Source organism: Minwuia sp. (assembly GCF_048263705.1).
Classification (GTDB): Bacteria; Pseudomonadota; Alphaproteobacteria; order Minwuiales; family Minwuiaceae; genus Minwuia.
Genome location: NZ_JBLXDV010000003.1, coordinates 124,611 through 150,151, shown reverse-complemented (window position 1 = coordinate 150,151; position 25,541 = coordinate 124,611). Strand labels below are relative to the sequence as shown.

The window sequence follows — 25,541 nt, the reverse complement described above, 5'->3', positions numbered from 1 at the left end:
TCCATGAACGACCAGTCTCCGCCGAACACCGAAGCGATGTTCAACCCGTTCTCGCCGGAATTCGTCCGCAATCCCTATCCGTCTTTCCACATGCTGCGGGCCAGCCAGCCCACCATGAAGACGCCATTGGGTTTCTGGGTCGCGACCCGCTACGACGACGTTGCGATGATCCTGAAGGACAGGCGCTTCGGGAAGGGGTTCGAGGCGCGCACCCTGCAACGCTATGGCGAGGAGATCTTCCAGAACGCCGCCTACCGATCGATGCGTCACTGGATGCTGACGCAGGACCCGCCGGATCACACACGGCTGCGCGGTCTGGTGTCGAAGGCGTTCACGGCCCGGCGGATCGAAGGGCTGCGTCCGCAAATTCAGGCGCTGGTGGATGAGTTGCTCGACACGGTCTCGGACCGGGGCGGCATGGAGTTCATCCGCGAATTCGCCTATCCGCTACCCGTCAATGTCATCTGCGACATGCTGGGTATTCCGCCCGAAGACCGAGCGCGCTTCGAGGTGGGGGGCAAGGTCTCGGGCCGCCTGATCGATCCGACCCCGATGACCGAGGAAGAACTGGCCGCAACCAATGAGGGATTCCTGGAGCAGGAAGCCTATTTCAAGGAACTGTTCGCGGCCCGTCGCGCCGAACCGCAGGACGATCTCACGACCGTGCTGGTGCAGGCTGAGGAGGCTGGCGACCGTCTGAGCGAGGACGAGCTGGTCGGCAACATGATCCTGCTGTTTGGTGCCGGTCACGAGACGACGGTTAACCTGCTGGGCAACGGCATGCTGGCGCTGCTGTCGACGCCGGGTCAGTACGAGAAACTGCGCGACAATCCGGACCTGATCCCCGGTGCCGTCGAGGAGATGCTGCGCTTCGATTCCTCGGTCCAGATGACGGGCCGCGCGGCTTTTGAAGACGTGCAGGTGGGCGACGTGACCATCGGTGCGGGCGAACATGTGATCTGCCTGCTGGGTGCGGCGAACCGCGATCCCGAACAGTTCGATGATCCGGATGAATTCGCGGTGGACCGGGTGAATGTGCGCCCGATGTCCTTTGGTGGCGGGATCCATTTCTGCCTCGGTGCGCAACTGGCGCGGGTCGAGGCAGAAGTGGCGATCCGCTGCTTGCTGGAGCGCTTGCCGAACCTGCGTCTTGGCTTTGAAGGCGATGCGGAATTCAAGCCGACCTTCACATTGCGCGGTCTGACGGGTCTGCCGCTGGCCTGGGATGCGGACTGAGCCGAAGCGACGGGGGACCGGCCCGGACAGGTGGCAGCCATCTATGACGCGGCGGTGTCCGCCTGCGGGCCGTCCTCGCTCAACGGGATCGCGAAGCGGAAGCAACTGCCTTCAGTGCCACCACGCACGAGTTCGAGCCGACCGCCCAGCTTTCGGGCGATCTCGGCGCTGATGGCGAGGCCGAGCCCCGTGCCCGAACGGCCCTTCTCGATCTGACGCCAGCCGCGGGAGAACTTCGAGAACAGATGCCCTTCCTCGACGTCGGCGACGCCCGGGCCATTGTCGGCGACATCGATGATGAAATGGCCGTCCTCCACATAGCGGCTGACCCGGACCCAGGGTGACGGGCTGTCGTTGTATTTGATCGCGTTGGAAACGAGGTTGATCACGACCTGGGTGATCCGGTCGCGGTCGCCGAGCACGATATGCCCTTCATCGGCCGAGACCTGCTCGATCCGGACGCCTGATTCCGCCGCCAGCCCCTCACATGACGAGACGGCCACCTGGACGGCGGTCTCGGGGGAGAGCGGTTCGGATTTCCACTGGATCTCGCCGCTCTCCAGATGGCTGAGATCGAGGATTTCGTTCAGCAGTCCGGTCAGGCGAATGCTCTCGTCGTGGATGATGCGTACGAAACGCTGAACCTGTGCGTCCGGCAGATCGACACCGTTCAGCAGCAGTTCCGAGAACGACCGGATGGATGTCATCGGCGTCCGCAGTTCGTGGCTTACCTGGCTGAGGAAATCGTCCTTCTCCGTGTCCAGCCGCATCAGCCGTTCGTTGGCCTGACTCAACTGCCGCGCCGTGCGTTCCAGCGTGCGCGAGTTCGCCTCCAGAGCCTGGCTGTACTCGATGATCTGTTGTGTCTCGTCGACCATGCGGATGATCTGGTCGAGGCTGATGCTTTCGCCGGAAACCACTTCCGAGATCATGACCCGCGCCGAGGCCGCACCGACACTGCCGCCGATCTCGCGTTCCAGACTGGCGATCAGTGCGGCATCGGGAATCGGATTGCCGCGCTCGCGCCCCTGCAGGGCGGCGTACTCGTCGAACAGGCGGTTGGCGGTGGCTCGCCCCAGAATACGGCTGGAGAGCACGCGCAGGTCGTCGATGGCGGCTGTTCTGACGAGCGCACTGGACTGCCGCCCGGCCGGATTGCGGAAGACATCGACAAACAATGTGCTCTGCAAGCGCTCCAGTGGCTTGGCTTCGCTGAACAGCGAGCCGAGCGCGAGCAGCAGGGTGTTGGCGGACAGGCTCCAGACGATCGCGTGAACCAGCGGGTCCATGCCGGTCATCCCGAACAGGGCCTGCGGGCGCAGCCAGGCGATCTCGAACAGGCCGTTCGCGACCAGATCGGCGACCCAGTTGCCGGGCGCTGCAAGGCTGGGCAGCAGCAGCGTGTAGGCCCAGAAGGCCGAGCCGCCAAGCAGGCCGATCTTGGCGCCCAGCGCGGTGGCCTGCCGCCAGTACAGCCCGGCCAGCATTGGCGGCAGGAACTGCGCCACGGCGGCGAACGCGATCAGTCCCATCGACGCCAGCGCCTCGGTCTGCGCGCTGAAGCGGTAGTACATCAGGCCCATGAACAGCACGAAGATGATGCTGAAGCGGCGGCTGTTCAGCACCAGCGTCTTCAGGTCGCCCTGCCGGCGCACGCCCATCGACTGCATCCGCAGCACGATCGGCATGACGATGTGATTGGAGATCATGATCGACAGGGCGATGCAGGCGACGATCACCATCGAGGTCGCCGAGGAAAAACCGCCGATGAAGACGAACAGCGCCAGCATTTCCTGATCGGCGGCCAGGGGCAGCGTCAGCACGAACATGTCGGGATCGGACCCGGCGGGAAGCGTGGTCAGGCCGCCCAGCGCGATCGGCAGGACGAACAGGCTGATCAGGAACAGATAGGCCGGAAACAGCCAGCCCGCGGTGCGCAGGTGTCGCTCGTCCGAATTCTCGACGACGGTGACCTGAAACTGACGCGGCAGGCACAGGACGGCGGTGGCCGACAGCACGGTCAGCGCGATCCAGCGGCCCTCGAACATGTTCTCCCGCTGCAGCAGGCGTTCGGCGGCGGCGTTGTCGAAAAGCTGTTCCACGCCGCCGATGGAGATCACCACGAACAGGCCGACCATGACCAGCGCCATCAGCTTGATCAGCGCCTCGAACGCGATGGCGGCGACAACGCCCGGATGCTGCTCGTTCGCTTCCAGGTTGCGGGTGCCGAACAGGATCGTGAACACGGCCATGCCGGCGGCAACCAGGAACGCGCCGTCGAAGAAGCCGCCGGAGGAAGCGGCTGGAACGAAACCGGTGCTGGCCGGCGCGCTGAGCACCTCGAAGCTGGACGTGACGGCCTTCAGCTGCAGGGCGATGTAGGGGGTTGTGCCGATCACGGCGATCAGGGTGACCAGAACGGCCAGCGTGTTCGACTTGCCGTACCGGGAGGAAATCAGATCGGCGATGGAGGAGATGCGATGTTCGTGCCCGATCCGGACAAGTTTGCGCAGCAGATAGAACCAGCCCAGGAAGACCAGCGTCGGCCCCAGATAGATGGTCGCGAAGTCCAGTCCGCCGCGCGCCGCCGAACCGACCGCGCCGTAGAATGTCCAGGATGTGCAATAGACCGAGATGGACAGCGTGTAGATGACCGGCGAGTTGCCGATCCAGCCCTGACCCCTGCGCGCCCAGCGGTCGCTTGCGAAGGCCAGCAGGAACAGCAGCCCCACATAGCCGATCGCGATGGTGATGACGATGTCAGGTGTCAGCATCTGACGGCTCTGCCGGGGGTGGCTCCGTCGACGCGGCCTCTCCGCCGGTGGAAAGCCTGCGCGAGAGCAGGAAGCCGAGGGCGATCAGCATGGCCCATACGGCGAAGATGTAGACGACGATTGCCGGCACGCCTGCGAGCCTGGCCGGTCCGCTCAACAGGCCGACAAACGGGGGCATCAGCAGGAAAAGCCCGATCAGCGGCAGCAGCAGGGCCGCATCACGCAGTTTCTGGCGATTCACGGGGTGGCCTATGGTGTTTCAGGAAATGACTGCGCTTCAATCATTTCCTGAAACGCGACTCGCCCGGGCCGGCCAGTCCCTGACCCGTGTCTGAGGCTTCCATCAAACACGGGTTCGCACTATTGGCCCGCCAGTCCGACGACACAATCCACCACCTCGCGGTTCGAGAAGGGCTTGGTGATGAACGCGTTCACGCCGAGATCCTCGGCAACCTTCCGGTCCTTGTCCTGGCCCTTGGCGGTCAGCATCAGGACCGGCAGCTTGGCAAGGCGGTCGTCATTGCGGACGGTCTTCAGGACTTCATATCCGTCCAGCTTGGGCAGCATCAGGTCCAGGATCATCACATCGGGGATGTCGCGGCGCAGCGTATCGACCGCGGCCTCACCATCGAAAACGGCGTCCGCGTGAAACCCTTCGCGTTCCAGGATGAACTTCAGCAGTTCAACCAGATGCGGCTCGTCTTCGGCGATAAGGACGTTCGTCGCCAAACCGGTATCCTCCCAGAAGCCCGGCGCATTGTTGCTCTTGTCTGCCGGATCATTGTTGCCCGAATTCTATACATGCCTTTTCAGGGCGTCATCCAAACATTTCGTTTCGTCAACGCAGAGGGCTCGCCGCGGTGTTGGCAGTCCTGCCTGGGGCAGAGCCTGCACGCCGGACCGACCTTGGTCGCCGTGAGGCGTGCGCCCAGGTCCATGCCGTCGGCGTAGACCGTCCGATCCGCATAGGCGACATCGCAGGCCAGCATGATGCTGTTCAGGAAGGGCGCGGCGTGGAATGCGGCGGGCTCGTGCCGCACGGTGCGGGCAATGAACAGGAACCGTGCGCCGTTCGGAAATTCGGCCAGCTGGCGCACCGTACGCTCGGGTGTCTGGAACGCACCATAGAGCGGCCAGAGCGGGCAACCGCTGCCGCCGCGCGGGAGCGGAAGGCCGGGCAGGGGATAGCGCTTGCTGATGAAGCCCGCCGGATCGGTGCGCATCAGGCCGAACGGAATGCCTTCCGCGCCGGGTTTCTTCAAGGTGATCAGGCGGACGCAGACCTGCTCCAGGCTGGCACCATATCGTTGTGCCAGCGCCTCGATGTCGTATCGGGTGGTGACGGCGTCCTCAAGGAACATGTCATAGGGCAGAAGAAGCGCCGCGGCGACGGATGACCTGAGGGCCGAGCGCGCCCGGGAGCGCGCCTCGTCGGTGGTCAGGACATCCGAGGTCAGGATCTCCTCGACACAGTCGGGCAGGGCCAGTTCCACCGCGATTCGTGCCATCTGAAAGCGACGGGTCGCCGGTGGTGCGGTGCTCAGCAGTTGCAGGTGCCGTTCCGAGGCGTCGAAACGGGCGGCGTTCCTGAACCCGGTTTCATCCACCGTTCCCGGCAGAACCGTGTGGATGCCGATGCCGAACCTCTGTTGCAGCAGATCCGAGAGCGCTTCCTCGTCGCTGGCCGAGCGCGTGGCGAGCAGGCGGCGCAGATCCTCGGCCGCCTGCTCGACCTCGGGGAACCAGGCGCGGTTCTGGATGTACAGATCGTCGACGTCCTCGGCCGGTGTGCGTGAGCCGCGCTCGACGCTGCCGCTCTCGAACAGGTGGATCAGCAGCTCGGCCTGCCGTGAGAGCTCGCCGCTGTTGGACAGGATGATGTCGACGAAGCGGCTGCGTTCGTCGCCTGTCAGATCATCCACGGTATCCAGGACTTCCGATGTCGAACGGATCGCCGTCGCATTGTTCAGGATGTGATGGACCGCTTCGGAAAGCGTTGGATCCTGATCGATGCGGTCGGTCAGGGCTGCGATGTACTGTTCACCGTCGCGATAGCTGCGCCAGAGCCCCAGCATCGCGCGCGCCCAGTCGGGATGGCGGCTGACCAGGCTGTTCGCGGTCTCCGGTTCGATGCCGTAGGCCTGGATGTTCGGTGTCGCTGCCACTTCCGACAGGCGTTCGATCAGGCGGCGTTCCTCGGTGCCGGCAAGTGTGTCGACGCTGACATCCAGTCGCTCGGCGATCCTGCGCAGCAGGGTGCCGCCGATCGCGCGCTTGTCGGCCTCGATCAGGTTCAGATAGGACGCGGAGATGCCCGCATCCTGCGCCAGCGCCGACTGGGTGATGCCCAGCGCCTTGCGACGCTGCCTGATCCGGATCCCGATGGGGCCTGCAACTGACAATGACGCGCTCCAAAGCTCAATGAAGTGTAAATTATTTACAGATCACGCTCGATCATGAGGCAGAAATTTACATAAGAATAGCAGTTTTCCGGGGCTTGGTTGAAAAAATTGACATCTTCGCTAACGATGATCGCGATCTGGCGGGGTGACCGCATCCAGCCGGAAAAAAGTCGATTTCAAAATCAACGACGATCCCTACGGGAGGCAATCCATGAAGATCACTGATTCAAGAATGTCGCGGCGTTCGCTGCTGAAGGCCGGTACGGCCCTCGGCGCGGGGATCGCCATGCCCACCATCATCACCAGCAACGCCTGGGCGGCGGGCTACACCAACGAGCCGACCGGCAGCACGGTGACCTTCGGGTTCAACGTCCCGCAGTCGGGTGCCTATGCCGACGAGGGTGCCGACGAACTGCGCGCCTATCAGCTGGCGGTCGAGCATATCAACGGCGAAGGCGACGGCGGCATGCTCAACACCTTCTCGTCGAAGGAGCTGAAGGGCAATGGCATCAACGGCAAGAAGGTCGTCTATGTCACTGGTGACACCCAGACCAAGTCCGACGCCGCCCGCGCATCCGCCAAGCGGATGATCGAGAAGGACGGCGCGATCATGATCACCGGCGGTTCCTCGTCGGGTGTGGCCATCGCCGTGCAGGGGCTTTGCCAGGATGCCGGCGTGATCTTCATGGCGGGCCTGACCCATTCGAATGACACGACGGGCAAGGACAAGCGCGCCAACGGCTTCCGCCACTTCTTCAATACCGAGATGACCGGCGCTGCGCTGGCCCCGGTGCTGAAGAACAATTTCGGCACCGACCGCGTCGCCTATCACCTGACCGCCGACTACACATGGGGCTGGTCGCAGGAAGGCTCGATCAAGAAGTACACCGAACAGCTGGGCTGGAAGACGGCGGATGCGGTCCGTACGCCGCTCGGAGCCGGTGACTTCTCGCAGTACATCACGCCGGTCCTGAATTCCGGCGCCGACGTGCTGGTGCTGAACCACTATGGCCGCGACATGGTGAACTCGCTGACCCAGGCCGTGCAGTTCGGCCTGCGCGACAAGCAGGTCAACGGCAAGGACTTCGCCATCGTGGTGCCGCTGTACTCGCGTCTGATGGCGCAGGGCGCGGGCGAGAACGTGAAGGGCATCTTCGGTTCGACGAACTGGCACTGGTCGCTGCAGGACGAAGGTTCGCAGGCCTTCGTGAAGTCCTTCGGCCAGAAGTACGGCTTTCCGCCGTCACAGGCCGCGCACACGACCTACTGTCAGGCGCTGCTGTATGCGGACGCCGCGCAGCGGGCGGGCACGTTCCGGCCGTCAGGCGTCGGCAAGGCACTGGAAGGCTTCAAGTTCGACGGTCTGGGCAACGGGCCGACCGAATACCGCGCCGAGGACCATCAGTGCTTCAAGGATGTCCTGGTCGTGAAGGGCAAGGAAAACCCGTCGTCCAAGTTCGACGTCCTGGAAGTCGTCGAAGTCACTCCGCGCGCGCAGGTCGAATATCCGGCATCGCTGCTGGGTGGTGAGCTTGGTCCGTACAACGACGGCGGCTGATCGCGACACGACACGACCTGCTTGGGTGCCGCCTCCGACCTGTCTGTCGGGGGCGGCCACTCACCCTGTTTTCTCCACGGGAACGTGACCGATGGATGTCTTTTTCCTTCAGCTGCTGAACGGCCTCGACAAGGGCGGCGCATATGCGCTGATCGCGCTGGGTCTGACGGTCATTTTCGGCACCCTGGGTGTCGTCAACTTCGCGCATGGCGCGCTGTTCATGCTCGGTGCCTTCTGCGCCGTGACGGTCAAGGCGGTGCTGGGGCTGGAAAAGGTCGCCCTGCATCCGACCGAGAAGACGGCCTGGGGATCGCCGGTTGAAATCCGGACCTCCTATGTCGAAGACTGGTTCGGTGATTTCGGCCTCTGGATGCTCGACTATTCGGTACCCGTCTCGATCCTGATCGCCATTCCCGTCATGCTGCTGATCGGCATCGCGATGGAACGCGGCCTCGTCCGCTATTTCTACAAGCGCCCGCACGCCGAACAGATCCTGGTCACCTTCGGCCTCGCCATCGTGCTGCAGGAGATCGTGAAGTCCCAGTTCGGTGCGAATCCGATCCCGCAGCCCGCGCCGGACGCGGCCCAGGGGATGCTCGACTTCGGCGCGACCATCGGCTTCGATCCTGGCAATGTAGTCTATCCGACCTGGCGGCTGGTCTATTTCCTGTTCTCGCTCGGCGTCATCGGTGCGGTGTTCGCATTCCTGCAGTTCACGACCTTCGGCATGGTTGTGCGCGCCGGCATGGCGGACCGCGAGACGGTTGGCCTGCTGGGGATCGATATCGACCGGCGCTTCACGATCGTCTTCGGCATGGCCGCGGTCGTGGCGGGTCTGGCGGGGGCCATGTACACGCCGATCCTCAGCCCCGACTATCACATGGGCATGGATTTCCTCGTGCTCAGCTTCGTCGTGGTCGTCGTCGGCGGCATGGGATCGCTGACCGGCGCGGTGCTGGCGGGTTTCCTGCTCGGCATCCTGCAGAGTTTCGCCTCAATGAACGAGGTGAAGGACATCCTGCCGGGCATCGACCAGATCATCATCTATCTCATTGCCGTTGTGATCCTTCTCGTGCGTCCGCGCGGGCTGATGGGTCGCAAGGGCGTCATGGAGAGCTGAGCCATGAGATCTCTCTTTGACATGACGCGCGGCGACGCGATCCTGCTGCTCTGCTTCACGGTCGCGGTGCTTGCCGGGCCGATCATCCTGCAGCCCGTCGGCGCGGGCTATCCGGACCTGCTGCAGAAGTTCGCGATCTTCGGCATCTTCGCGATGGGCTTCAACATCCTGTTCGGCCTGACCGGCTATCTGTCGTTCGGTCACGCCGCGTTCCTGGGGGTCGGTTCCTACACGGCGGTCTGGACGTTCAAGCTGTTCAGCATGAACCCCATCCCGGCCATCATTCTGGCGGTGCTGGTCGCCGGTGCCTTCTCGGCGCTGATCGGCTTCATTTCGCTGCGCCGGACGGGGATCTATTTCTCCATCCTGACGCTGGCGTTCGCGCAGATGTCCTACAATCTGGCCTATTCGGTGCTGACGCCGATCACCAACGGCGAGACCGGACTGCAGCTGCGCCAGGCCGATCCGCGCGTGCTAGATGTCGCCTTCGGCCGCGACTATGGCGCGGTGCTGCCGTCGTCGGACCTGTTCGGGATCGACATGACCGGCTACCCGGGCTTCTACTTCTGTGCGGTGATGCTGATCATCTGCTTCTACATCTCGATGCGCATCTTCCGTTCGCCCTTCGGCATGATGCTGCGGGCGATCAAGACGAACCAGAACCGGATGAACTACACCGGCCTGAACACGCGGCCCTATGCGCTGACGGCCTTCGTCATTTCGGGCATGTACGCCGGTCTGGCCGGGGGGCTGATGGCCGTGACCGATCCTCTGGCCGGCGCCGAGCGGATGCAGTGGACGGCGTCCGGCGAGGTCGTGCTGATGACCATCCTCGGCGGTGCGGGCACGCTGCTCGGTCCGGTGATCGGCGCGGGCGTGATCAAGTATTTCGAGAACATCTTCTCGGCCTTCAACAAGGGCATTCTTTCCGATCTTTACAGCTTCCTCCCCGGAAGCCTGCAGGAGGCGATGGTGTCAGTCTCGTCGATGTTTGTCGGCGAAGGCTGGCACCTGACCCTTGGCGCGCTCTTCATGGTGATCGTGATCTTTCTGCCGGGCGGTCTGATGGAAGGTTTCAGGCGCATCCGGGGCCTGTTCGGCGGCAAGCCGGACGATGACGATGAGGGTGCGGCCCGTCCCGCCCCGCAGGCGGCAGAGTAGGGGGCGGGCATGGGCATTCTTGAAGTCAGCAACGTCAACAAGGCGTTCGGCGGCCTGAAGGCACTCAACGAGGTCAACCTGTCGGTCGAGGAAGGCACGGTGCACGCCATCATCGGCCCCAACGGTGCCGGCAAATCCACCTTGCTGAACTGCTTCGTCGGCCGTCTGATCCCCGATACCGGCAGCGTGATGTTCGACGGCAGGTCGCTGCTGGGTATCAAGCCGCACCAGATCAATCAGGCCGGCGTGGCGCGGGTCTTCCAGACACCGGAGATTTTCACCGAACTGACGATCCTGGAAAACGTCATGATCCCGGCCTTCGCGAAGTATGACGGGGCCTTCCGGATCAATGCCTGGCAGTCGGTCGCCAGCCGCGGCGAGATCCGCGACAAGGCCGAGAGCGTGCTCTCCGAGGTCGGTCTGATCGAGGAGAAGGACGGTCTGGTTTCTTCCATGTCCCGCGGCGACAAGCGGCGTCTGGAGATGGCCATGTGTCTGGTTCAGGATCCGAAGCTTCTGCTGCTGGATGAACCCACGGCCGGCATGTCCCGCGCGGACACCAACAATACGGTCGACCTGCTGCAGCGGGTGGGGACGAACATCACCAAGGTGGTGATCGAGCACGACATGCACGTCGTCTTCTCGCTGGCGGACTACATCACCGTGCTGGCGCAGGGGACGCCGATCGCGGGCGGCAAGCCGGCGGACATCAAGGGCAACCCGAAGGTTCAGGAAGCCTATCTGGGGGGATCGCACCTATGAGCATGACCTATCGCCCCGCGAAGGAACCGACGCGCAACACGGGCTCCGATCCCGCCTTCTTCTCCTGCTGGGATCTGGAGGCCTATTACGGCGAGAGCTATATCGTCCAGAAGGTCAGCTTCGATGTCCGGGAAGGCGAAATCCTGGCGCTGCTGGGACGCAACGGAGCGGGCAAGACGTCCACGCTGCGCACCATCGCCCGGATGGACGACCCGCAACTGAAGGGCGGCGAGATCTGGCTGGACCACCAGCCGCTGCACACCATGAAGTCCCATGAGGCAGCGCGTCTCGGCGTCGGAATGGTGCCTGAGGATCGCCGCATCATCCAGGGGCTGACGGTCGAGGAGAACCTGAAACTGGCACAGATCGCCGAGCCCGTCGGCTGGTCGCTGGATCGGATCTACCGTCACTTTCCGCGCCTGGCGGAGCGCCGCAAGCAGGAGGGCGTGACCCTCTCCGGCGGTGAACAGCAGATGCTGGCCGTTGCGCGCGCGCTGGCCCGTGACGTGAAGCTGCTTCTGCTGGACGAACCCTATGAGGGCCTGGCCCCTGTCATCGTTCAGGAGATCGAGCGGATCGTGGCCGAGATCAAGGGGCTTGGGATCACCACCATCATCGTCGAACAGAATGCCATTGCCGCGCTGCAACTCGCGGATCGTGCAATCATTCTGGACATGGGGCAGGTCGTCTTCCAGGGAACCGCTCAGGAAGTGCTCGAGAACGCCGATCTGCGTCAGGAATATCTGGCGATCTGACGATGGCCAGCCGCCGCGACAGAGCGGGTGACGATGTTGAAGACGATTTCGTTTCGCCGCTCACGATGATCCGCGGGGTGCTGGAGATGCTGCACGACTCGGACGATCTGCCCGATACCGTGCGGCGCCGGTTTCTGGAACTTGCGCTGGATGACTGCGATCGCCTGGGAGAGAGCATCGACCGCCTGATCGAGAACAATCCGGATTTCGTCAAGCGGGCGGCCGGCGCGACACCTTCCGACCGCGTTTCTGCGGGACCTGACCGCGGGGCGCTGGCGGCCCGTGTCTCCTTCCTTGAAGCCGACCGGATCGCGGAACTCGACTTCAGCGATCTCAGTTTCGAGGGGGCGGACGCCATCGACGCCTTTCATGACGTGATCGACGACATCCTGCACGCGACGGGCCGGCAGTGGTATCTGATGGTGAACTTCAGGAACTGCACCATCGACCCGGCGGCCTGGGTCGCTTTCTCGCATCGTGGCAAGAAGACCAATCTGGCTTACTCTCTGGGCACGGTGCGGTATGCCGTGCCGGTGGACAGCCGGAACGAACTGCGCGAACAATCCGGGGGTCAGTCCGGCGATGACGGCATGTTTCGCTCGCGGCAGGCGGCGATCGATTTTCTGCGGCGGGAACGCGCGGGCACCGGCAACTGACCGCGCCATTACGGGGAGGCACACATGAGCGACGAAGACATCTATCAGGTTCCGGCGGAGATCGCCGCAAATGCCCTGATCGACAACGACGGCTATCTGGCCATGTACGAGAAGTCGATTTCCGACCCGGAAGGCTTCTGGGCCGAGCAGGGGCGGAAGATCGACTGGATCAAGCCGTTCTCGCAGGTGAAGGACGTCTCCTATGACCAGTCCGACCTGCACATCAAATGGTATGCCGACGGCACGCTGAACGTGTCCGCGAACTGCCTGGACCGCCACCTCGAGACCCGTGGCGATCAGGTTGCGATCATCTGGGAAGGCGATGACCCTGCCGATGACAGGAAGATCACCTATCGGGAACTTCACGAGGAGGTCTGCAAGTTCTCGAATGCCCTGAAAGACCGGGGTATCGCGAAGGGCGACCGCGTCACGATCTACATGCCGATGGTGCCCGAGGCTGCGGTGGCGATGCTGGCCTGCGCGCGCATCGGTGCGGTGCATTCCATCGTCTTCGGCGGTTTTTCGCCGGATGCGCTGGCCGGGCGGATTCAGGACTGCGCCTCGAACTGCATCATCACGGCCGATGAAGGTATCCGGGGCGGGCGCAAGATTCCGCTGAAGGCCAACACCGATGAAGCGCTGGCGGAATGTCCGGACTGCACGACCTGCATCGTGGTGAAGCGCACGGGCGGCGACATCGACATGAAGGACGGTCGCGATCACTGGTACCACGATCTGATGGCCGAAGCGTCGGCGGAATGCCCGCCCGAGGAGATGAGCGCCGAGGATCCGCTTTTCATTCTCTACACGTCGGGGTCGACCGGAAAGCCGAAGGGTGTGCTGCATACCTCGGGCGGCTACATCGTCTATGCCTCGATGACCCACAAGTATGTCTTCGACTATCAGGATGGTGAGATCTACTGGTGCACCGCCGACGTCGGCTGGGTCACCGGCCACAGCTATATCGTCTATGGGCCGCTGGCCAACGGCGCGACGACCCTGATGTTCGAGGGCGTGCCGAACTACCCCGACAACTCGCGTTTCTGGCAGGTGTGCGACAAGCACGATGTCAGCATCTTCTACACCGCGCCGACGGCGATCCGTGCGCTGATGGGGGCAGGCGACGCGCCGGTGAAATCGACCAGCCGGAAATCCCTGCGCATTCTGGGTTCGGTGGGCGAACCGATCAATCCCGAAGCCTGGAACTGGTACTACAAGGTGGTTGGTGAAAGCCGCTGTCCGATCGTCGATACGTGGTGGCAGACCGAGACCGGCGGCATCCTGATCACGCCGCTGCCGGGCGCGACGGCGCTGAAACCCGGATCGGCGACGCGTCCGTTCTTCGGCATCAAGCCGATCCTGGTCGACGAACAGGGCAAGGAACTGGACGGCGCGACCAGCGGCAACCTGTGCATCACCGAAAGCTGGCCGGGGCAGATGCGCACGGTCTATGGCGACCACGAACGCTTCATCCAGACCTATTTCTCGACCTATCCGGGCCGGTATTTCACCGGCGACGGCGCGCGGCGGGATGCGGATGGGTATTTCTGGATCACGGGCCGCGTCGATGACGTGATCAATGTCTCCGGACACCGCATGGGCACGGCCGAGGTCGAGAGCGCCCTGGTCGCCCACGACAAGGTGTCCGAAGCGGCCGTTGTCGGCTATCCGCACGACATCAAGGGGCAGGGCATCTATGCCTATGTCACGCTTATGGCCGGAGAGGAACCCTCCGATGAGCTGAAGAAGGAACTGGTGACCTGGGTCCGCAAGGAGATCGGGCCCATCGCATCTCCGGACCTGATCCAGTGGGCACCGGGCCTGCCGAAGACCCGGTCGGGCAAGATCATGCGCCGCATTCTGCGCAAGATCGCCGAGGATGATTTCGGCAGTCTGGGGGACACATCGACCCTTGCCGACCCGGCAGTGGTTGATGATCTGATCGAAAACCGTCAGAACAGGTGACGATCTTCGGGGCTGCTGCGGCAGCCCCTTCCGTTTCCGAAGGGAGCAGGGCCGGTGAACCTCGACAAGATTTCGGTGGGCAAGAACCCGCCCTGGGATGTGAACGTCATCATCGAGATCCCGATCGGCGGTCTGCCCGTCAAATACGAGGTCGACAAGGCGTCAGGGGCCCTGTTCGTCGACCGGTTCCTGCACACGGCCATGTTCTATCCCTGCAATTACGGCTTCATTCCGCACACGCTGGCGGACGACGGCGACCCGCTGGACGTGCTGGTGGCCGGACAGACGCCGGTGATTCCCGGCGCGGTGGTCAGGGCAAGGCCGGTGGGCGTGCTGATACTGGAAGATGAAGCCGGCATGGACGAGAAGCTGCTGACCGTGCCGGTCGACGATCTGCATCCCTATTACTCGGGCGTTTCGTCCTATCGCACGTTGCCGAAGATCCTACTGGACCAGATTTCGCACTTCTTCGAGCATTACAAGGATCTGGAGCCGACCAAGTGGGTGAAGGTGCACCGCTGGGCCGAAGCGGAAGAGGCCAGCCGGATCATCGAAAAGGCGATTCAGGCCGAGATCGAGGCGAATTGACTTAAGTTTACGACATTTTCACTTCCTGATGCTCAACTCTGCCCGAAGGCGTGAGAAGGGATGAATCATGGAAGATGTCGTGGAAGTGAAACCGTCGGATCTCGACGATTTCTCGGATGCCGAACGCTGGGAAGCCGAGGACATGGTCCGGCGCTACGGCCCCGAAGCGGAAAACATCGCGACCACCCTGATGATCGACGTGCTGGACGAGGGCAATGTGCCCGAGATCATTTCCAGGCTGCGGGTGCGCCGCTGTATCCGCAAGCTGGCGCAGAAAGAACCCTACATGCGCCGCCTGACCGACAAGATCGCGGCTGCCGTCGAACAGGCGCTGGAGCAGGGGCGGGTGACACTGGCCGAGCGGCTGAAGCCCGCTTTCCGGGCTGCACGCGAGGTCGAGGTCAGGTTCCAGCAGGAGCGCCGGACCGCAGACTCCGCCAAGACGCAGTCAGCCTGACGCCGGTCTTCCAGAACGGCACGCGACCGGAGCGAACATTCTACCCCTTCCAGAGCGGGTAGATCAGGACGGCCCCCGCGACGATACCGATCCAGAGCGCGGCGTACCGCAGCGTGGTCTTCAGATTCACGCGCATGCTGATGAATGCGGGCGCGATCAGTACCAGCAGGCACAGCAGGAAGATCACCCGCGCGATCATGTAGCCGTCTTCGCTCATGATGTTCCGATAGCACGTTCCCAGTCCGTTCGCCAATGTTGTATGCTCCCGCGCAGCGCAGGGAGCGAATCGCTTGGACGTATTTTCTGAACAGATCTGGCAGTTTGCCGTCACCGGCCTGATCGCGGGCTGTGTCGTTGCGGTTGCCGTGTACCTGGCGATGCGCCGGACGGGCGGGCATCGGCAGGCGCTGTCGCAGGCGGAAGAGGCGCGCCGCAACGCGGAGAACCGGTCGGCCAGTCTGGACGAGGCCGTCCGGCGGCTGGAAGCGGACCTTGCTGCGCAGGGGCAGAGGTCCGATGCACTGGCGGCGCGGCTGGACGAGGCACGCGATGCCCTGGCGGTGCGCGAGCGCGAGATGGCAACGCTGGTCGAACGACGCGAACGGGAAGCCGAGGCGGCGACGCAGCGCATTCAGGAACTGACCAACGCGCGCGAGGCCATGACCAAGGAGTTCCGGCTGCTGGCCGAGGAGGTCATGTCGAAGCACAGCCAGACCTTCAAGCAGCAGAACCGGGAGCAGCTGGACGGTCTGCTGAACCCGTTGCGGCAGAAGATCGTCGAGTTCCAGATCGGCATGACCGATGCCCAGAAGCAGGCGGCCGAGGGCCGCGCGCGCCTTGCCGAACAGATCCGGCATCTCAGCGAGCATTCGACCCGGATGACGGAAGAGACCGTCAACCTGACGCGCGCGCTGAAAGGCGATTCCCAGGTCCGTGGTGCGTGGGGCGAGATGGTGCTGACGCGTATTCTGGAGATCTCGGGCCTGCGGCAGGGCGAGGAATTCACGACCCAGGAGAGCGAGACGCTGGACGACGGCAGCCGTCTGAGGCCCGACGCGATCGTCAATCTGCCCGGAGACCGGCGGCTGGTGATCGACTCCAAGGTTTCCCTGGTCGCCTACGAGAAATACGCGAATGCCGATTCGGAAGCGGAGCGCATGGCGTGCCTGCGCGATCACGTGACCGCCATGAAGACCCACATCCGGCAGCTGTCGGGCAAGGATTACACGCGCCTTTCCGGCCTGACACCCGACTACGTCATCATGTTCGTGCCCATCGAGGGGGCGTTTGCCGCCGCGCTGGAAGCGGAACCCGATCTGACCGCGACGGCCCTGCACCAGAACATCACCCTTGCCGCGCCGACCACGCTGATTACGATCCTGCGGTCGGTCTCGCATCTGTGGCAGGTGGATCGCCAGCAGAAGAACGCCGAGGAAATCGCCAGCCGGGCCGGTCTGCTCTACGACAAGTTCGAGGGATTTGTCGGTGACATGGCGCGCGTTCGCAAGGGGATCGACGATGCCGCCCAGGCGCACGACAAGGCGATGAACAAGCTGTCGACGGGACGCGGCAATCTGGTCAGCCAGGCGGAGTCGCTGCGCCTGCTCGGGGCAAAGACAAAGAAGGCCCTGCCCACGGATCTGGTCGAGGACGCGGGCGTTCCGATGATCGAAACGGCGGACGACTGAGCCGCGCTCCGGCGCGCCGGGGCGCTTGGCTCCACATCTATTGCGCAGCCCACGACCCTTGCCTACAAAGCGGGTACGTTGACCCGACAATCCATGGAGCGGTGCCCCGATGCGGCTTTCCGAATTTTTCCTGCCGACCCTGAAGGAAACGCCATCCGAGGCGCAGATCGCGTCGCATCGCTACATGCTGCGGGCCGGGATGATCCGTCAGTCCAGCGCGGGCATCTACTCCTGGCTGCCTCTCGGCTTCAGGGTGCTGAAGAAGATCGAGCAGATCGTGCGCGAGGAACAGGATGCAGCCGGGGCGCAGGAAGTGCTGATGCCGACGATCCAGCCGGCAGACCTGTGGCGGGAGTCGGGACGCTATGACGATTACGGCAAGGAAATGCTGCGCATCACCGACCGGCATGACCGCGACATGCTCTACGGCCCCACGAACGAGGAGCAGATCACCGAGATCTTTCGGGCGTCGGCGCGGTCGTACCGCGATGTGCCGCGCATGCTCTATCACATCCAGTGGAAGTTCCGCGACGAAGTCCGTCCCCGTTTTGGCATCATGCGCGGGCGCGAATTCCTGATGAAGGACGCCTATTCGTTCGATCTGGATTATGAAAGTTCCAAAAGAGCTTATAACAAGATGTTCGTAGCCTACCTGAAGACGTTCGAGCGTCTGGGCGTGAAGGCGATTCCGTTGCGTGCGGATACAGGCCCGATCGGCGGCGACCTCAGTCACGAATTCGTCGTGCTGGCCGATACGGGCGAATCCGAGGTGTTCTGTCACAAGGATCTGCTGGATATGCCGACGCCGGGCGAGATCGACTATTCGGACGACCTGCAGCCCATCGTCGATCAGTGGACGAGCGTCTATGCCGCCGCCGATGACAAGCATGTACCGTCCGAATGCCCCGTTCCGGAAGCCGATCTGGTCACGCGGCGCGGAATCGAGGTCGGGCACATCTTCCACTTCGGCGACAAGTATTCCAGACCCATGGGCGCGAAGGTGGCGGGACCCGACGGGCAGGAAGTGACATTGCAGATGGGCAGCTATGGTATCGGCGTGTCGCGCCTTGTCGGTGGCATCATCGAGGCGAGCCACGACGATGACGGCATCATCTGGCCGAAGTCGGTCGCGCCCTTCAATGCGGGGATCATCAATCTGAAACCGGGCGACCCGGACTGCGACGCAGCCTGCGAGGCGCTGGAAGCGCAGCTTTCCGGCGCGGGTCTGGACGTGCTGATCGACGACACCGATGAGCGCGCGGGCGCGAAATTCGCCAAGATGGACCTGATCGGTCTGCCCTGGCAGGCCGTGATCGGTCCGCGCGGTGTCAAGAACGGCATCATCGAGGTCAAGCGTCGCCGGACGGGCGAGAAGGAAGAGCTGTCGACCGAGGCAGCCGTCAACAAGATCGTAGGGTTCGAGTAGCACAGCGCATGTTTTCCCCGTTCGAATGGATGATCGCCATCCGCTATCTTCGCGCCCGCCGGGCGGAAGGTTTCATTTCCGTGATTGCCTGGTTTTCGCTGGTCGGGATTGCGCTGGGCGTGGCGACGCTGATCATCGTCATGGCGGTGATGAACGGGTTCAGGACCGAATTGCTCGACCGCATCCTGGGTCTGAACGGCCACATTTCGGTCATGGCCTACGAAGACCCGATTCAGGGCCAGGACGCACTCGCCAAGCGTATCATGGGGATTGACGGAGTGATCAACGCCTCGCCCCTGATTGAGGGCCAGGTGATGGCTTCGGCGGGAGAGGAAGCGCGCGGCGCCGTGGTGCGCGGGCTCTCGATCGCTGACATCCGCAACCATCGCGCGCTGGCCGGCAAGATCGTGAACGGGGATCTTGCGAACCTGGAACAGCCGGGCACGATTCTGATCGGTGAACGCATGGCGCAGCGTTTCCGGCTGGGGGTGGGGGACAAGCTGACCCTGATCAGTCCGAAGGGTGCGACGACGGTGATGGGCTTCGTGCCGCGCATCGCGACCTACAGGATCGGTGCGACCTTCGAGATCGGCATGTTCGAATATGATTCCAGTTACATCTACATGCCGCTCCAACTGGCCCAGGGCTATTTCCGAACGGGAGACGGGGTCACGGGACTGGAGATCGTGGTCGAGGATGCCGACCGCGCCGAAGCACTGGCGCTGGAAGTCTACGGTCTGACCGAGGGCAAGTATCAGGTCTTTGACTGGCAGCGGGCGAACGCATCCTTCTTCACCGCGTTACAGGTGGAACGTAACGTGATGTTCCTGATCCTGACGCTGATCATTCTGGTCGCGGCGTTCAACATCATCTCCAGCCTGATCATGCTGGTGAAGGACAAGGGGCGGGACATCGCGATCCTGCGGACCATGGGCGCGACGCGCGGTGCGATCCAGCGGATCTTCTTCATTGCGGGTGCCAGCATCGGGGTCGTCGGCACGTTGATCGGTTTCGCGCTGGGGGTCGTCTTCTGCCTGAACATCGATGCCATCCGGCGGTTTCTGGAAAGCCTGACCGGCACCGAGCTCTGGTCGGCCGAAATTCGCTTCCTGTCGCAGATACCGGCCCGCATGGAGACTGGCGAGGTGGTCATGGTGCTGATCATGGCGCTGTTCCTCTCGCTGCTGGCGACACTCTATCCGGCCTGGCGGGCGGCGCGGCTCGATCCGGTCGAGGCACTGCGCTATGAGTGAGGTCGCCCTGGAACTGGTGGATGTGCACCGCACGTTCCGTCAGGGGGAACGCGAACTGAAAGTGCTGCGGGGGGCCGAACTGGTCGTGCCGGCGGGCGAGATCGTTGCGCTTGTCGGACCGTCGGGTGCGGGCAAGTCGACCCTGCTGCAGATCGCAGGCCTGCTGGAACAGCCCGACGCCGGGGATGTCCGGATCGCGGGCGAAAGCTGCGGTGCCATGAACGACGATGCCCGCACCGCCGTGCGGCGCGACAGGCTGGGCTTTGTCTATCAGTATCATCACCTGCTGCCCGAATTCTCCGCTGAGGAGAATATCGTTCTGCCGCAGATGATCTCCGGCAAGTCGCGCCGCGACGCGCGGGTTCGGGCGGGCGAACTGCTGAAGACGATGGGGCTGTCGGAGCGCGGAGACCACCGGCCGGCGCGCCTGTCCGGCGGCGAGCAGCAGCGCGTTGCCATCGCGCGCGGCGTGGCCAATCTGCCCGCCGTGCTGCTGGCCGACGAACCGACGGGCAATCTCGACCCCCAGACGGCGGACCATGTGTTCAACTATCTGGTCGATCTGGTCCGGGCGGAAGGCATCGGCGTGCTGGTGGCGACCCACAATCTGGCGCTCGCCGCACGCATGGACCGTACCGTGGAACTGAAGGACGGGCTGCTGGTTCCCGGCGCCTGAGCCGGCGCTCACAGGTCGTAGCGTACCATCGCGATGATGGTGTAGGTGATCCAGACCAGCAGGATCAGCGGCACACCGGCCTTCAGATAGTCGATGAACTTGTAATGGCCGGGTCCCATCACCAGCAGGTTCGTCTGGTATCCCATCGGCGTGGCGAAGGAACAGTTGGCCCCGAACAGCGTGGCCAGAATGAAGACCTCGGTCGGCACGTTCAGAGATTGCGCCAGTCCCATGCCGATCGGGGTGAACAGCACGGCGGTTGCATTGTTCGACAGCACGTTGGTGAAGGTCGCGACCATCAGGAAGAACACCGACAGGATGACGATGGTCGGCGCGCCCTGCATCACCCCCATCATGCTGGCGGCGATGTAGGATGCTCCACCGGTGCCGTGCAGGGCGGTCCCCATGGCGAGCGCAGCCCAGATCAGCATCGCGACGCGGCGATCCAGCGACCGGACGGCCTGATTGATGTTGAGGCATCCGAACACCAGCATCGCGCCCGCGCCAAGCAGCGACGAGACGACAATCGGCAACATGCCCGTCGCGCTGAGCGTGACGGTTACGGCGAAAATCAGCACGGACCGCCAGGCGAGTTCGACGGCGGGCAGATCGTGGGCCGACCATTCCATCAGGATCACATCACGCTGCCCGCGCAGGCGGCGCACGTCGCGCCGGTGTCCCAGCAGCAGCAGCACGTCGCCCGCTTCAAGGCGGATGTCCTGTACGCCCTGCCGGATCATCCGGCTGCGGCGCTGGATGCCGATCACGGTGCAGCGCGTGCGGCTGTGAAAGACGATCTGGGCCAGATTGCGGCCGATCATCCGGCTGGCCGGTGCGATGACCACTTCCGCCAGGATGAAATCGCGATCCATCGAATGCTCGGTTTCGCTGGGTTCAGGCAGATCGTCGCTGGTGTGCAGGGCCTGGATCAGGGCGGGCAGGCGGCTTATCGCTTCGGTGATCGAGGCGCGGGTTGCGGCGACGATCAGTTCATCGCCGGGTTCCAGGGCCACATCCTCGAACGGCGGCAGGAAGGAACGCTCGCCCCGCTGGATCAGACGCACGGTGATCCCGGGCAGACTGGAGAACAGGCCCAGACGTGCCGTTTCACCGATCAGCGGCGATCCTTCGCGCACATCGATCTGGGCGATGAACTGCTTGCCGACCGCGCCTTCGGTCAGGCTTTGGGCGTATGAGGCGCGGTCGGGCAGCAGCCTGGGCGCGATGAAGATGACGTAGACCAGACCGACGGCGGCCAGGATCGACCCCGTGATCGTGAAGTCGAAGAAACCGAGAGGCGCGGCACCGGCGTTCACGGCCGATGCGGAGACCAGCAGGTTGGTCGACGACCCGATCAGCGTGGTCATGCCGCCCAGAATCGCCGCGTAGCTGAGCGGGATCATCAGGCTGCTGGCGCTGCGCCGCAGCCGTGCGGCCAGCGCGACCATGATGGGGATGAAGATCACGACAACAGGTGTGTTGTTCAGGATGCCACTGGTGACGCCGACCACGACCAGCCCCGCGAAGACGGCGAGAAACGGGTGAAACCGCCTGAGTTTCGCCATCTGGCGGATCGGGGCGTCCAGCGCGCCGGTGCGGATCATGCCCTGGCCGATGACCATCAGCGAGAGCACGGTGATCAGCGCCGGGTCGGCAAGCCCGGCCAGCAGGCTGCGCAAGGTGATTTCCGGCACGCCCTCGATCGGGGTGTAGGGGAAGACGTGGAAGATCGTCGCCAGCGATGCCACGACCAGCAGCGACACCAACTCGATCGACAGCTTCTCGCTGACATAGGCGACGACGGCGATACCGACGACCGCGAAGACGAGCCACATGTGCAAGGTCGGTTCGACGACAACCATACGCGCGCCACTCCCCGGAACTTCTGTTTTTTCAGCGGCGACTATGCGGTGGGTGCCGATTCTGCACAAGCGCCCGCATCAGCGGCAGATTGCCTTCAGTGTTCCGCGTCGCGAACCCAGGGGATCTGGGCGAATTCAATGCCTTCGTCCCGCAGTGCCTCGGTTTCATCCGGCGTGCTTTCGCCGTAGATGTCGCGAACTTCGGTTTCGCCATAGTGGATCTTGCGGGCTTCCTCGGCGAAGGCCGGACCGACGTACTCGGCGTTCTTCTCCACATGCTGGCGCATCTGTTTCAGCATGACCATCATCTGGGCGGGCGATATTTCCGGCGCGGAAGACGCATCCCCCTTCGACGCCACATTGGGTGCCATGGGGGCCTTGATGATCTTGTCGTCATTGCACATCGGACAGGTCACCAGTCCGCGCTCGTTCTGGTCCAGAAAGTCCTGATTCGACGAAAACCAGCCTTCGAAGACATGTTCCTGTCCGCATTTCAGATCGAAGCTGATCATGGGTTTTCCGGTGCCCGCATGTTGGTATCCGCGCTGTCCATCTGACATATATCGTTGAGCGACCGTCCGTTCGCAAGGAGAAGCCGCAGATGAACGCACCCGACATCTGGATCAAGCGCCACATCGATCTCGTGCCTGACGGTGGCCGGGTCCTCGATATCGCCGCCGGAGAAGGACGGCATGTGGCGCTTTGCCGAACCCTGGGTTTGAAGGTGGTTGCCGTGGATCGCGATGTGTCCGGATTGCAGCAGTTCCGCAACGACGACGATGTGACGATCCTGGAGGCGGATCTGGAAGACAGGGCCTGGCCGTTGCCGGGTGAGCGATTCGACGGGATCATCGTCTGTAATTATCTTTGGCGGGCGCTTTTCCCGACGGTTCTGGATTGCCTCGCACCTGGTGGCTGCCTGATCTGGACCACCTTTGCGACCGGGAACGAGGCTTTCGGCCGGCCAAGGAACCCCGACTTCCTGCTGCGCCGGAACGAGCTTCTGCAACGGGTCCTGCCCGAACTGGAGGTTCTGGCGTACAGCCACGGTCTGGTACACAGGCCGACACCGGCAGTTCGTCAAAGCATTGCCGCGCGACGCCCTGACGTGGACCATACGTCAGCAGGGTGATAGAAATCCGACCACCGACACCAGACCGGATCAATGATGACGTCCCTTCCCGATGCAGCCCTGCTTCGACCCGTAGACCTGTCAGATCTGGCAGACGGGAACACGGGCATTGCGTATGCGCATCGCTTCGAAAGCGGCAATCCCGGTCCCGAGATTCTGGTCACAGCACTGGTGCACGGCAACGAGCTTTGCGGCGCCCATGCGCTGCGTGCCTTCTTCGATGCGGCGATCCGGCCGACAGCAGGTGCGATCACCTGCTGCTTCTGCAACATCGAGGCCTATGACAGCTTCGATCCCGTCTATCCGGTGCGCGCGCGTTTCATTGACGAGGACTTCAACCGGGTGTGGGATCCGCAGGTGCTGGATGGCCCGCGGCACTCGGTCGAACTGGCGCGGGCGCGTGAACTGCGTCCGCTTCTGGAGAAGGCGGATATCCTGCTGGACCTGCATTCGATGCAGTCCGACAGTGAACCTTTGATGCTGTCCGGCACGCTGAAACGGTCACGCGAACTGGCCGTGCAGATCGGATTTCCCGGTATCGTGGTTGCCGACCCCGGCCATGCGGCGGGACTTCGAATGCGCGACTATGGCGCGTTCGGCGCGGCCGCGGAGCAAAGCATTGCCCTGCTGGCCGAGTGCGGACAGCACCTGGACCCGCAGGCGGCAATCAACGCGAAAGAAATCCTCGCCCGCTTTCTGGTAGCGACCGGCACCGTTACATGGGAGCAGGCGCTCGCGCTGTCCCCGATGCCGGACAGGCCCCGACCAAGGACGATCGAGGTCACGGACCGCATCACCGTCCGGCACGGGAACTTCCGTTTCGAAGGCCAGCCGCAGAGTCTCGATATCTACGCCGAGGCCGGAACGCTGATCGGCATGGACGGTGACCAGCCCGTCCGCACGCCCTACGACAATTGCGTGATGATCATGCCGTCGCGCCGGCTGACGACAGGTCAGACCGCTGTCCGTCTGGGACGCTACGTCGATTGAGGCGACTTGCGCTGCATAGGGCGGACTGGCGCGGTCACCTCGTCTCGTTGGGTATCGGCGCGGTGGGTGGTGCGCTGTTCTTCTGGATGAGCATGCCGCTGGCCTGGATGATGGGATCGATGATTTTCGTCACCATTGCCGCGTTGGCGGGGCTGAAACCGTTCATGAACCGTACGTTCCGGGCGGTTATGGTCAGCATACTGGGCGTGTTTCTGGGCAGCGCCTTCAGTCCCGAAGTGATCGGTCAGGCGGGGCAGTGGGCCATGGCGCTTCTGGTGCTGATCCTGTTCATCTTCACAGGCAGCGCGATCGGGTACGTCTTCCTGCGCAGGGTCGGCGGGTTCGATCACGTCACGGCCTATTTCTCCTCGGCACCGGGCGGCCTGAGCGAGATGGCGCTGGCCAGCGAGGAAATGGGCGGCGATATGCGGAAGGTATCGCTGATCCACACCATCCGCGTGCTGATGATCATCCTGGTCATCCCGTTCTGGTTCCGTCTGGTCGTGGGAGCGGATGTGCCTTCGATCATGCCGCCGCGGCCCGGACCGCCTGCCGAGTGGCTCGACTGGGCGATCCTGGTCGGTTGCGCCGTTGTCGGCTGGCCGCTGGCGAAACTGTGCCGGATACCGGCGGCTTCGCTCGTCGGCCCGATGATCCTGTCGGCGATCGCGCACCTGACCGCGCTGACATATGTCCAGCCGCCCGCCGCACCTGTCGCCGCGGCTCAACTGGTGCTGGGTGCAGCGGTGGGGTGCCGGTTCGCGGGCACCAGCCTGCGTCTGATCGGCGATGTGGCCAGACTGGCGGTGTGCACGACCGCGCTTCTGCTCGCGCTGGCGGTGGCGTTCATGGCGGTGTTCGCCGGGATGATCGGGGTCGAGCCGTCGGCGATGATTCTGGTGCTGGCCCCCGGCGGTCTGGCCGAGATGTCCCTGATCGCGCTGGCGCTGGGTATCGATACGGCGTTTGTCAGTTCGATGCACATGTTCCGGATCATGATCATCATCGTGCTGGGACCGACCCTGTTCCGCGTCGGCCGCCGCCTGCGCGGGACAACGGATTCTTAAGCATTTCAGTTGA

The 25,541-nt window shown here is 63.5% G+C and carries 24 protein-coding genes; 17 read left to right on the top strand and 7 right to left on the bottom strand.

The genetic code is table 11. The annotated features are described in order from the left end of the window. Positions 1 to 3 precede the first annotated feature (3 nt). A complete protein-coding gene (locus ACN0X7_RS05550) occupies positions 4 to 1,236 on the top strand; it encodes a cytochrome P450 (RefSeq protein WP_417514965.1) in 1,233 nt (410 codons plus the stop codon). 41 nt (positions 1,237 to 1,277) lie between these two features. On the opposite strand, the gene ACN0X7_RS05545 is transcribed toward ACN0X7_RS05550, so the two are convergent. From ACN0X7_RS05545 to ACN0X7_RS05530, 4 genes are all read right to left on the bottom strand, one after another. Then, complete coding sequence (locus ACN0X7_RS05545; RefSeq protein ID WP_417514963.1) at positions 1,278 to 4,010, bottom strand: ATP-binding protein; 2,733 nt, start codon at positions 4,008 to 4,010, stop codon at positions 1,278 to 1,280. After that, complete coding sequence (locus tag ACN0X7_RS05540; RefSeq protein WP_417514961.1) at positions 3,997 to 4,251, bottom strand: hypothetical protein; 255 nt, start codon at positions 4,249 to 4,251, stop codon at positions 3,997 to 3,999. Before ACN0X7_RS05540 ends, ACN0X7_RS05545 begins: the two co-directional genes overlap by 14 nt. A 119-nt stretch (positions 4,252 to 4,370) precedes the next feature. After that, positions 4,371 to 4,739, bottom strand: a complete 369-nt coding sequence (locus tag ACN0X7_RS05535) for a response regulator transcription factor (RefSeq protein ID WP_417514959.1) — start codon at positions 4,737 to 4,739, stop codon at positions 4,371 to 4,373. A gap of 80 nt (positions 4,740 to 4,819) precedes the next feature. After that, complete coding sequence (locus ACN0X7_RS05530; RefSeq protein ID WP_417514957.1) at positions 4,820 to 6,412, bottom strand: helix-turn-helix domain-containing protein; 1,593 nt, start codon at positions 6,410 to 6,412, stop codon at positions 4,820 to 4,822. Between the two features lie 211 nt (positions 6,413 to 6,623). Here ACN0X7_RS05530 and ACN0X7_RS05525 point away from each other — a divergent pair, with 211 nt between their 5' ends. From ACN0X7_RS05525 to ACN0X7_RS05485, 9 genes are all read left to right on the top strand, one after another. Beyond that, positions 6,624 to 7,970, top strand: coding sequence for an ABC transporter substrate-binding protein (locus tag ACN0X7_RS05525; protein WP_417514955.1), 1,347 nt, complete (start codon positions 6,624 to 6,626; stop codon positions 7,968 to 7,970). A 91-nt stretch (positions 7,971 to 8,061) separates the two neighbouring features. Continuing rightward, entirely contained in the window at positions 8,062 to 9,090 is a 1,029-nt protein-coding gene (locus ACN0X7_RS05520; RefSeq protein ID WP_417514953.1) for a branched-chain amino acid ABC transporter permease, read from the top strand. 3 nt (positions 9,091 to 9,093) lie between these two features. After that, a complete protein-coding gene (locus tag ACN0X7_RS05515) occupies positions 9,094 to 10,251 on the top strand; it encodes a branched-chain amino acid ABC transporter permease (RefSeq protein ID WP_417514951.1) in 1,158 nt (385 codons plus the stop codon). Positions 10,252 to 10,260: 9 nt separating this feature from the next. Further along, positions 10,261 to 11,013 (top strand): ABC transporter ATP-binding protein, encoded by a 753-nt coding sequence (locus ACN0X7_RS05510; protein WP_417514949.1) that lies wholly within the window; start codon positions 10,261 to 10,263, stop codon positions 11,011 to 11,013. Further along, positions 11,010 to 11,768, top strand: a complete 759-nt coding sequence (locus tag ACN0X7_RS05505; RefSeq protein WP_417514947.1) for an ABC transporter ATP-binding protein — start codon at positions 11,010 to 11,012, stop codon at positions 11,766 to 11,768. Before ACN0X7_RS05510 ends, ACN0X7_RS05505 begins: the two co-directional genes overlap by 4 nt. 2 nt (positions 11,769 to 11,770) lie before the next feature. Then, on the top strand, positions 11,771 to 12,424 hold the full coding sequence (locus ACN0X7_RS05500) for a hypothetical protein (RefSeq protein WP_417514945.1): 654 nt from the start codon (positions 11,771 to 11,773) through the stop codon (positions 12,422 to 12,424). Between the two features lie 24 nt (positions 12,425 to 12,448). Continuing rightward, positions 12,449 to 14,389: an acetate--CoA ligase gene (gene acs, locus ACN0X7_RS05495; protein WP_417514943.1), complete on the top strand. Its 1,941-nt coding sequence runs from the start codon at positions 12,449 to 12,451 to the stop codon at positions 14,387 to 14,389. Between the two features lie 54 nt (positions 14,390 to 14,443). After that, complete coding sequence (gene ppa, locus ACN0X7_RS05490; protein ID WP_417514941.1) at positions 14,444 to 14,977, top strand: inorganic diphosphatase; 534 nt, start codon at positions 14,444 to 14,446, stop codon at positions 14,975 to 14,977. A gap of 67 nt (positions 14,978 to 15,044) precedes the next feature. Then, entirely contained in the window at positions 15,045 to 15,434 is a 390-nt protein-coding gene (locus ACN0X7_RS05485) for a hypothetical protein (protein WP_417514939.1), read from the top strand. A gap of 40 nt (positions 15,435 to 15,474) precedes the next feature. On the opposite strand, the gene ACN0X7_RS05480 is transcribed toward ACN0X7_RS05485, so the two are convergent. Then, positions 15,475 to 15,687, bottom strand: coding sequence for a hypothetical protein (locus tag ACN0X7_RS05480; RefSeq protein ID WP_417514937.1), 213 nt, complete (start codon positions 15,685 to 15,687; stop codon positions 15,475 to 15,477). Between the two features lie 37 nt (positions 15,688 to 15,724). Here ACN0X7_RS05480 and rmuC point away from each other — a divergent pair, with 37 nt between their 5' ends. From rmuC to ACN0X7_RS05460, 4 genes are all read left to right on the top strand, one after another. Then, positions 15,725 to 17,122, top strand: coding sequence for a DNA recombination protein RmuC (gene rmuC, locus ACN0X7_RS05475; RefSeq protein WP_417514935.1), 1,398 nt, complete (start codon positions 15,725 to 15,727; stop codon positions 17,120 to 17,122). Between the two features lie 109 nt (positions 17,123 to 17,231). Next, positions 17,232 to 18,548 carry a proline--tRNA ligase gene (proS, locus tag ACN0X7_RS05470; RefSeq protein WP_417514933.1) on the top strand — a complete coding sequence of 439 codons (1,317 nt, stop codon included), beginning with the start codon at positions 17,232 to 17,234 and terminating at the stop codon, positions 18,546 to 18,548. A gap of 8 nt (positions 18,549 to 18,556) precedes the next feature. Next, positions 18,557 to 19,801, top strand: coding sequence for a lipoprotein-releasing ABC transporter permease subunit (locus tag ACN0X7_RS05465; RefSeq protein ID WP_417514931.1), 1,245 nt, complete (start codon positions 18,557 to 18,559; stop codon positions 19,799 to 19,801). Further along, positions 19,794 to 20,477 carry an ABC transporter ATP-binding protein gene (locus tag ACN0X7_RS05460; RefSeq protein ID WP_417514929.1) on the top strand — a complete coding sequence of 228 codons (684 nt, stop codon included), beginning with the start codon at positions 19,794 to 19,796 and terminating at the stop codon, positions 20,475 to 20,477. Before ACN0X7_RS05465 ends, ACN0X7_RS05460 begins: the two co-directional genes overlap by 8 nt. An 8-nt stretch (positions 20,478 to 20,485) precedes the next feature. Here ACN0X7_RS05460 and ACN0X7_RS05455 read toward each other — a convergent pair whose 3' ends face one another. After that, on the bottom strand, positions 20,486 to 22,339 hold the full coding sequence (locus tag ACN0X7_RS05455; protein WP_417514927.1) for an SLC13 family permease: 1,854 nt from the start codon (positions 22,337 to 22,339) through the stop codon (positions 20,486 to 20,488). Between the two features lie 95 nt (positions 22,340 to 22,434). Continuing rightward, complete coding sequence (locus ACN0X7_RS05450; RefSeq protein ID WP_417514924.1) at positions 22,435 to 22,851, bottom strand: DUF1178 family protein; 417 nt, start codon at positions 22,849 to 22,851, stop codon at positions 22,435 to 22,437. 89 nt (positions 22,852 to 22,940) lie between these two features. Between ACN0X7_RS05450 and ACN0X7_RS05445 the strand changes: the two genes are divergently transcribed. From ACN0X7_RS05445 to ACN0X7_RS05435, 3 genes are read left to right on the top strand one after another with little or no spacing between them, the layout of a single operon-like run. Beyond that, a complete protein-coding gene (locus tag ACN0X7_RS05445; RefSeq protein ID WP_417514922.1) occupies positions 22,941 to 23,471 on the top strand; it encodes a class I SAM-dependent methyltransferase in 531 nt (176 codons plus the stop codon). Positions 23,472 to 23,504: 33 nt separating this feature from the next. Continuing rightward, entirely contained in the window at positions 23,505 to 24,461 is a 957-nt protein-coding gene (locus ACN0X7_RS05440) for a succinylglutamate desuccinylase/aspartoacylase domain-containing protein (protein WP_417514920.1), read from the top strand. Beyond that, positions 24,458 to 25,528, top strand: a complete 1,071-nt coding sequence (locus ACN0X7_RS05435; RefSeq protein ID WP_417514918.1) for an AbrB family transcriptional regulator — start codon at positions 24,458 to 24,460, stop codon at positions 25,526 to 25,528. Before ACN0X7_RS05440 ends, ACN0X7_RS05435 begins: the two co-directional genes overlap by 4 nt. Positions 25,529 to 25,541: the final 13 nt, after the last annotated feature.

What these genes read in the sequence shown, in the direction of transcription:
- ACN0X7_RS05515 (WP_417514951.1), top strand. Translation starts at nt 9,094, where the DNA reads ATGAGATCTCTCTTTGACATGACGCGCGGCGACGCGATCCTGCTGCTC.
- ACN0X7_RS05445 (WP_417514922.1), top strand. Translation starts at nt 22,941, where the DNA reads ATGAACGCACCCGACATCTGGATCAAGCGCCACATCGATCTCGTGCCT.
- ACN0X7_RS05505 (WP_417514947.1), top strand. Translation starts at nt 11,010, where the DNA reads ATGAGCATGACCTATCGCCCCGCGAAGGAACCGACGCGCAACACGGGC.
- ACN0X7_RS05500 (WP_417514945.1), top strand. Translation starts at nt 11,771, where the DNA reads ATGGCCAGCCGCCGCGACAGAGCGGGTGACGATGTTGAAGACGATTTC.
- ACN0X7_RS05485 (WP_417514939.1), top strand. Translation starts at nt 15,045, where the DNA reads ATGGAAGATGTCGTGGAAGTGAAACCGTCGGATCTCGACGATTTCTCG.
- ACN0X7_RS05465 (WP_417514931.1), top strand. Translation starts at nt 18,557, where the DNA reads ATGTTTTCCCCGTTCGAATGGATGATCGCCATCCGCTATCTTCGCGCC.
- ACN0X7_RS05455 (WP_417514927.1), bottom strand. Translation starts at nt 22,339, where the DNA reads ATGGTTGTCGTCGAACCGACCTTGCACATGTGGCTCGTCTTCGCGGTC.
- ACN0X7_RS05520 (WP_417514953.1), top strand. Translation starts at nt 8,062, where the DNA reads ATGGATGTCTTTTTCCTTCAGCTGCTGAACGGCCTCGACAAGGGCGGC.
- ACN0X7_RS05550 (WP_417514965.1), top strand. Translation starts at nt 4, where the DNA reads ATGAACGACCAGTCTCCGCCGAACACCGAAGCGATGTTCAACCCGTTC.
- ACN0X7_RS05525 (WP_417514955.1), top strand. Translation starts at nt 6,624, where the DNA reads ATGAAGATCACTGATTCAAGAATGTCGCGGCGTTCGCTGCTGAAGGCC.
- ACN0X7_RS05510 (WP_417514949.1), top strand. Translation starts at nt 10,261, where the DNA reads ATGGGCATTCTTGAAGTCAGCAACGTCAACAAGGCGTTCGGCGGCCTG.
- ACN0X7_RS05450 (WP_417514924.1), bottom strand. Translation starts at nt 22,851, where the DNA reads ATGATCAGCTTCGATCTGAAATGCGGACAGGAACATGTCTTCGAAGGC.
- acs (WP_417514943.1), top strand. Translation starts at nt 12,449, where the DNA reads ATGAGCGACGAAGACATCTATCAGGTTCCGGCGGAGATCGCCGCAAAT.
- ACN0X7_RS05460 (WP_417514929.1), top strand. Translation starts at nt 19,794, where the DNA reads ATGAGTGAGGTCGCCCTGGAACTGGTGGATGTGCACCGCACGTTCCGT.
- ACN0X7_RS05545 (WP_417514963.1), bottom strand. Translation starts at nt 4,010, where the DNA reads ATGCTGACACCTGACATCGTCATCACCATCGCGATCGGCTATGTGGGG.
- proS (WP_417514933.1), top strand. Translation starts at nt 17,232, where the DNA reads ATGCGGCTTTCCGAATTTTTCCTGCCGACCCTGAAGGAAACGCCATCC.
- ACN0X7_RS05440 (WP_417514920.1), top strand. Translation starts at nt 23,505, where the DNA reads ATGATGACGTCCCTTCCCGATGCAGCCCTGCTTCGACCCGTAGACCTG.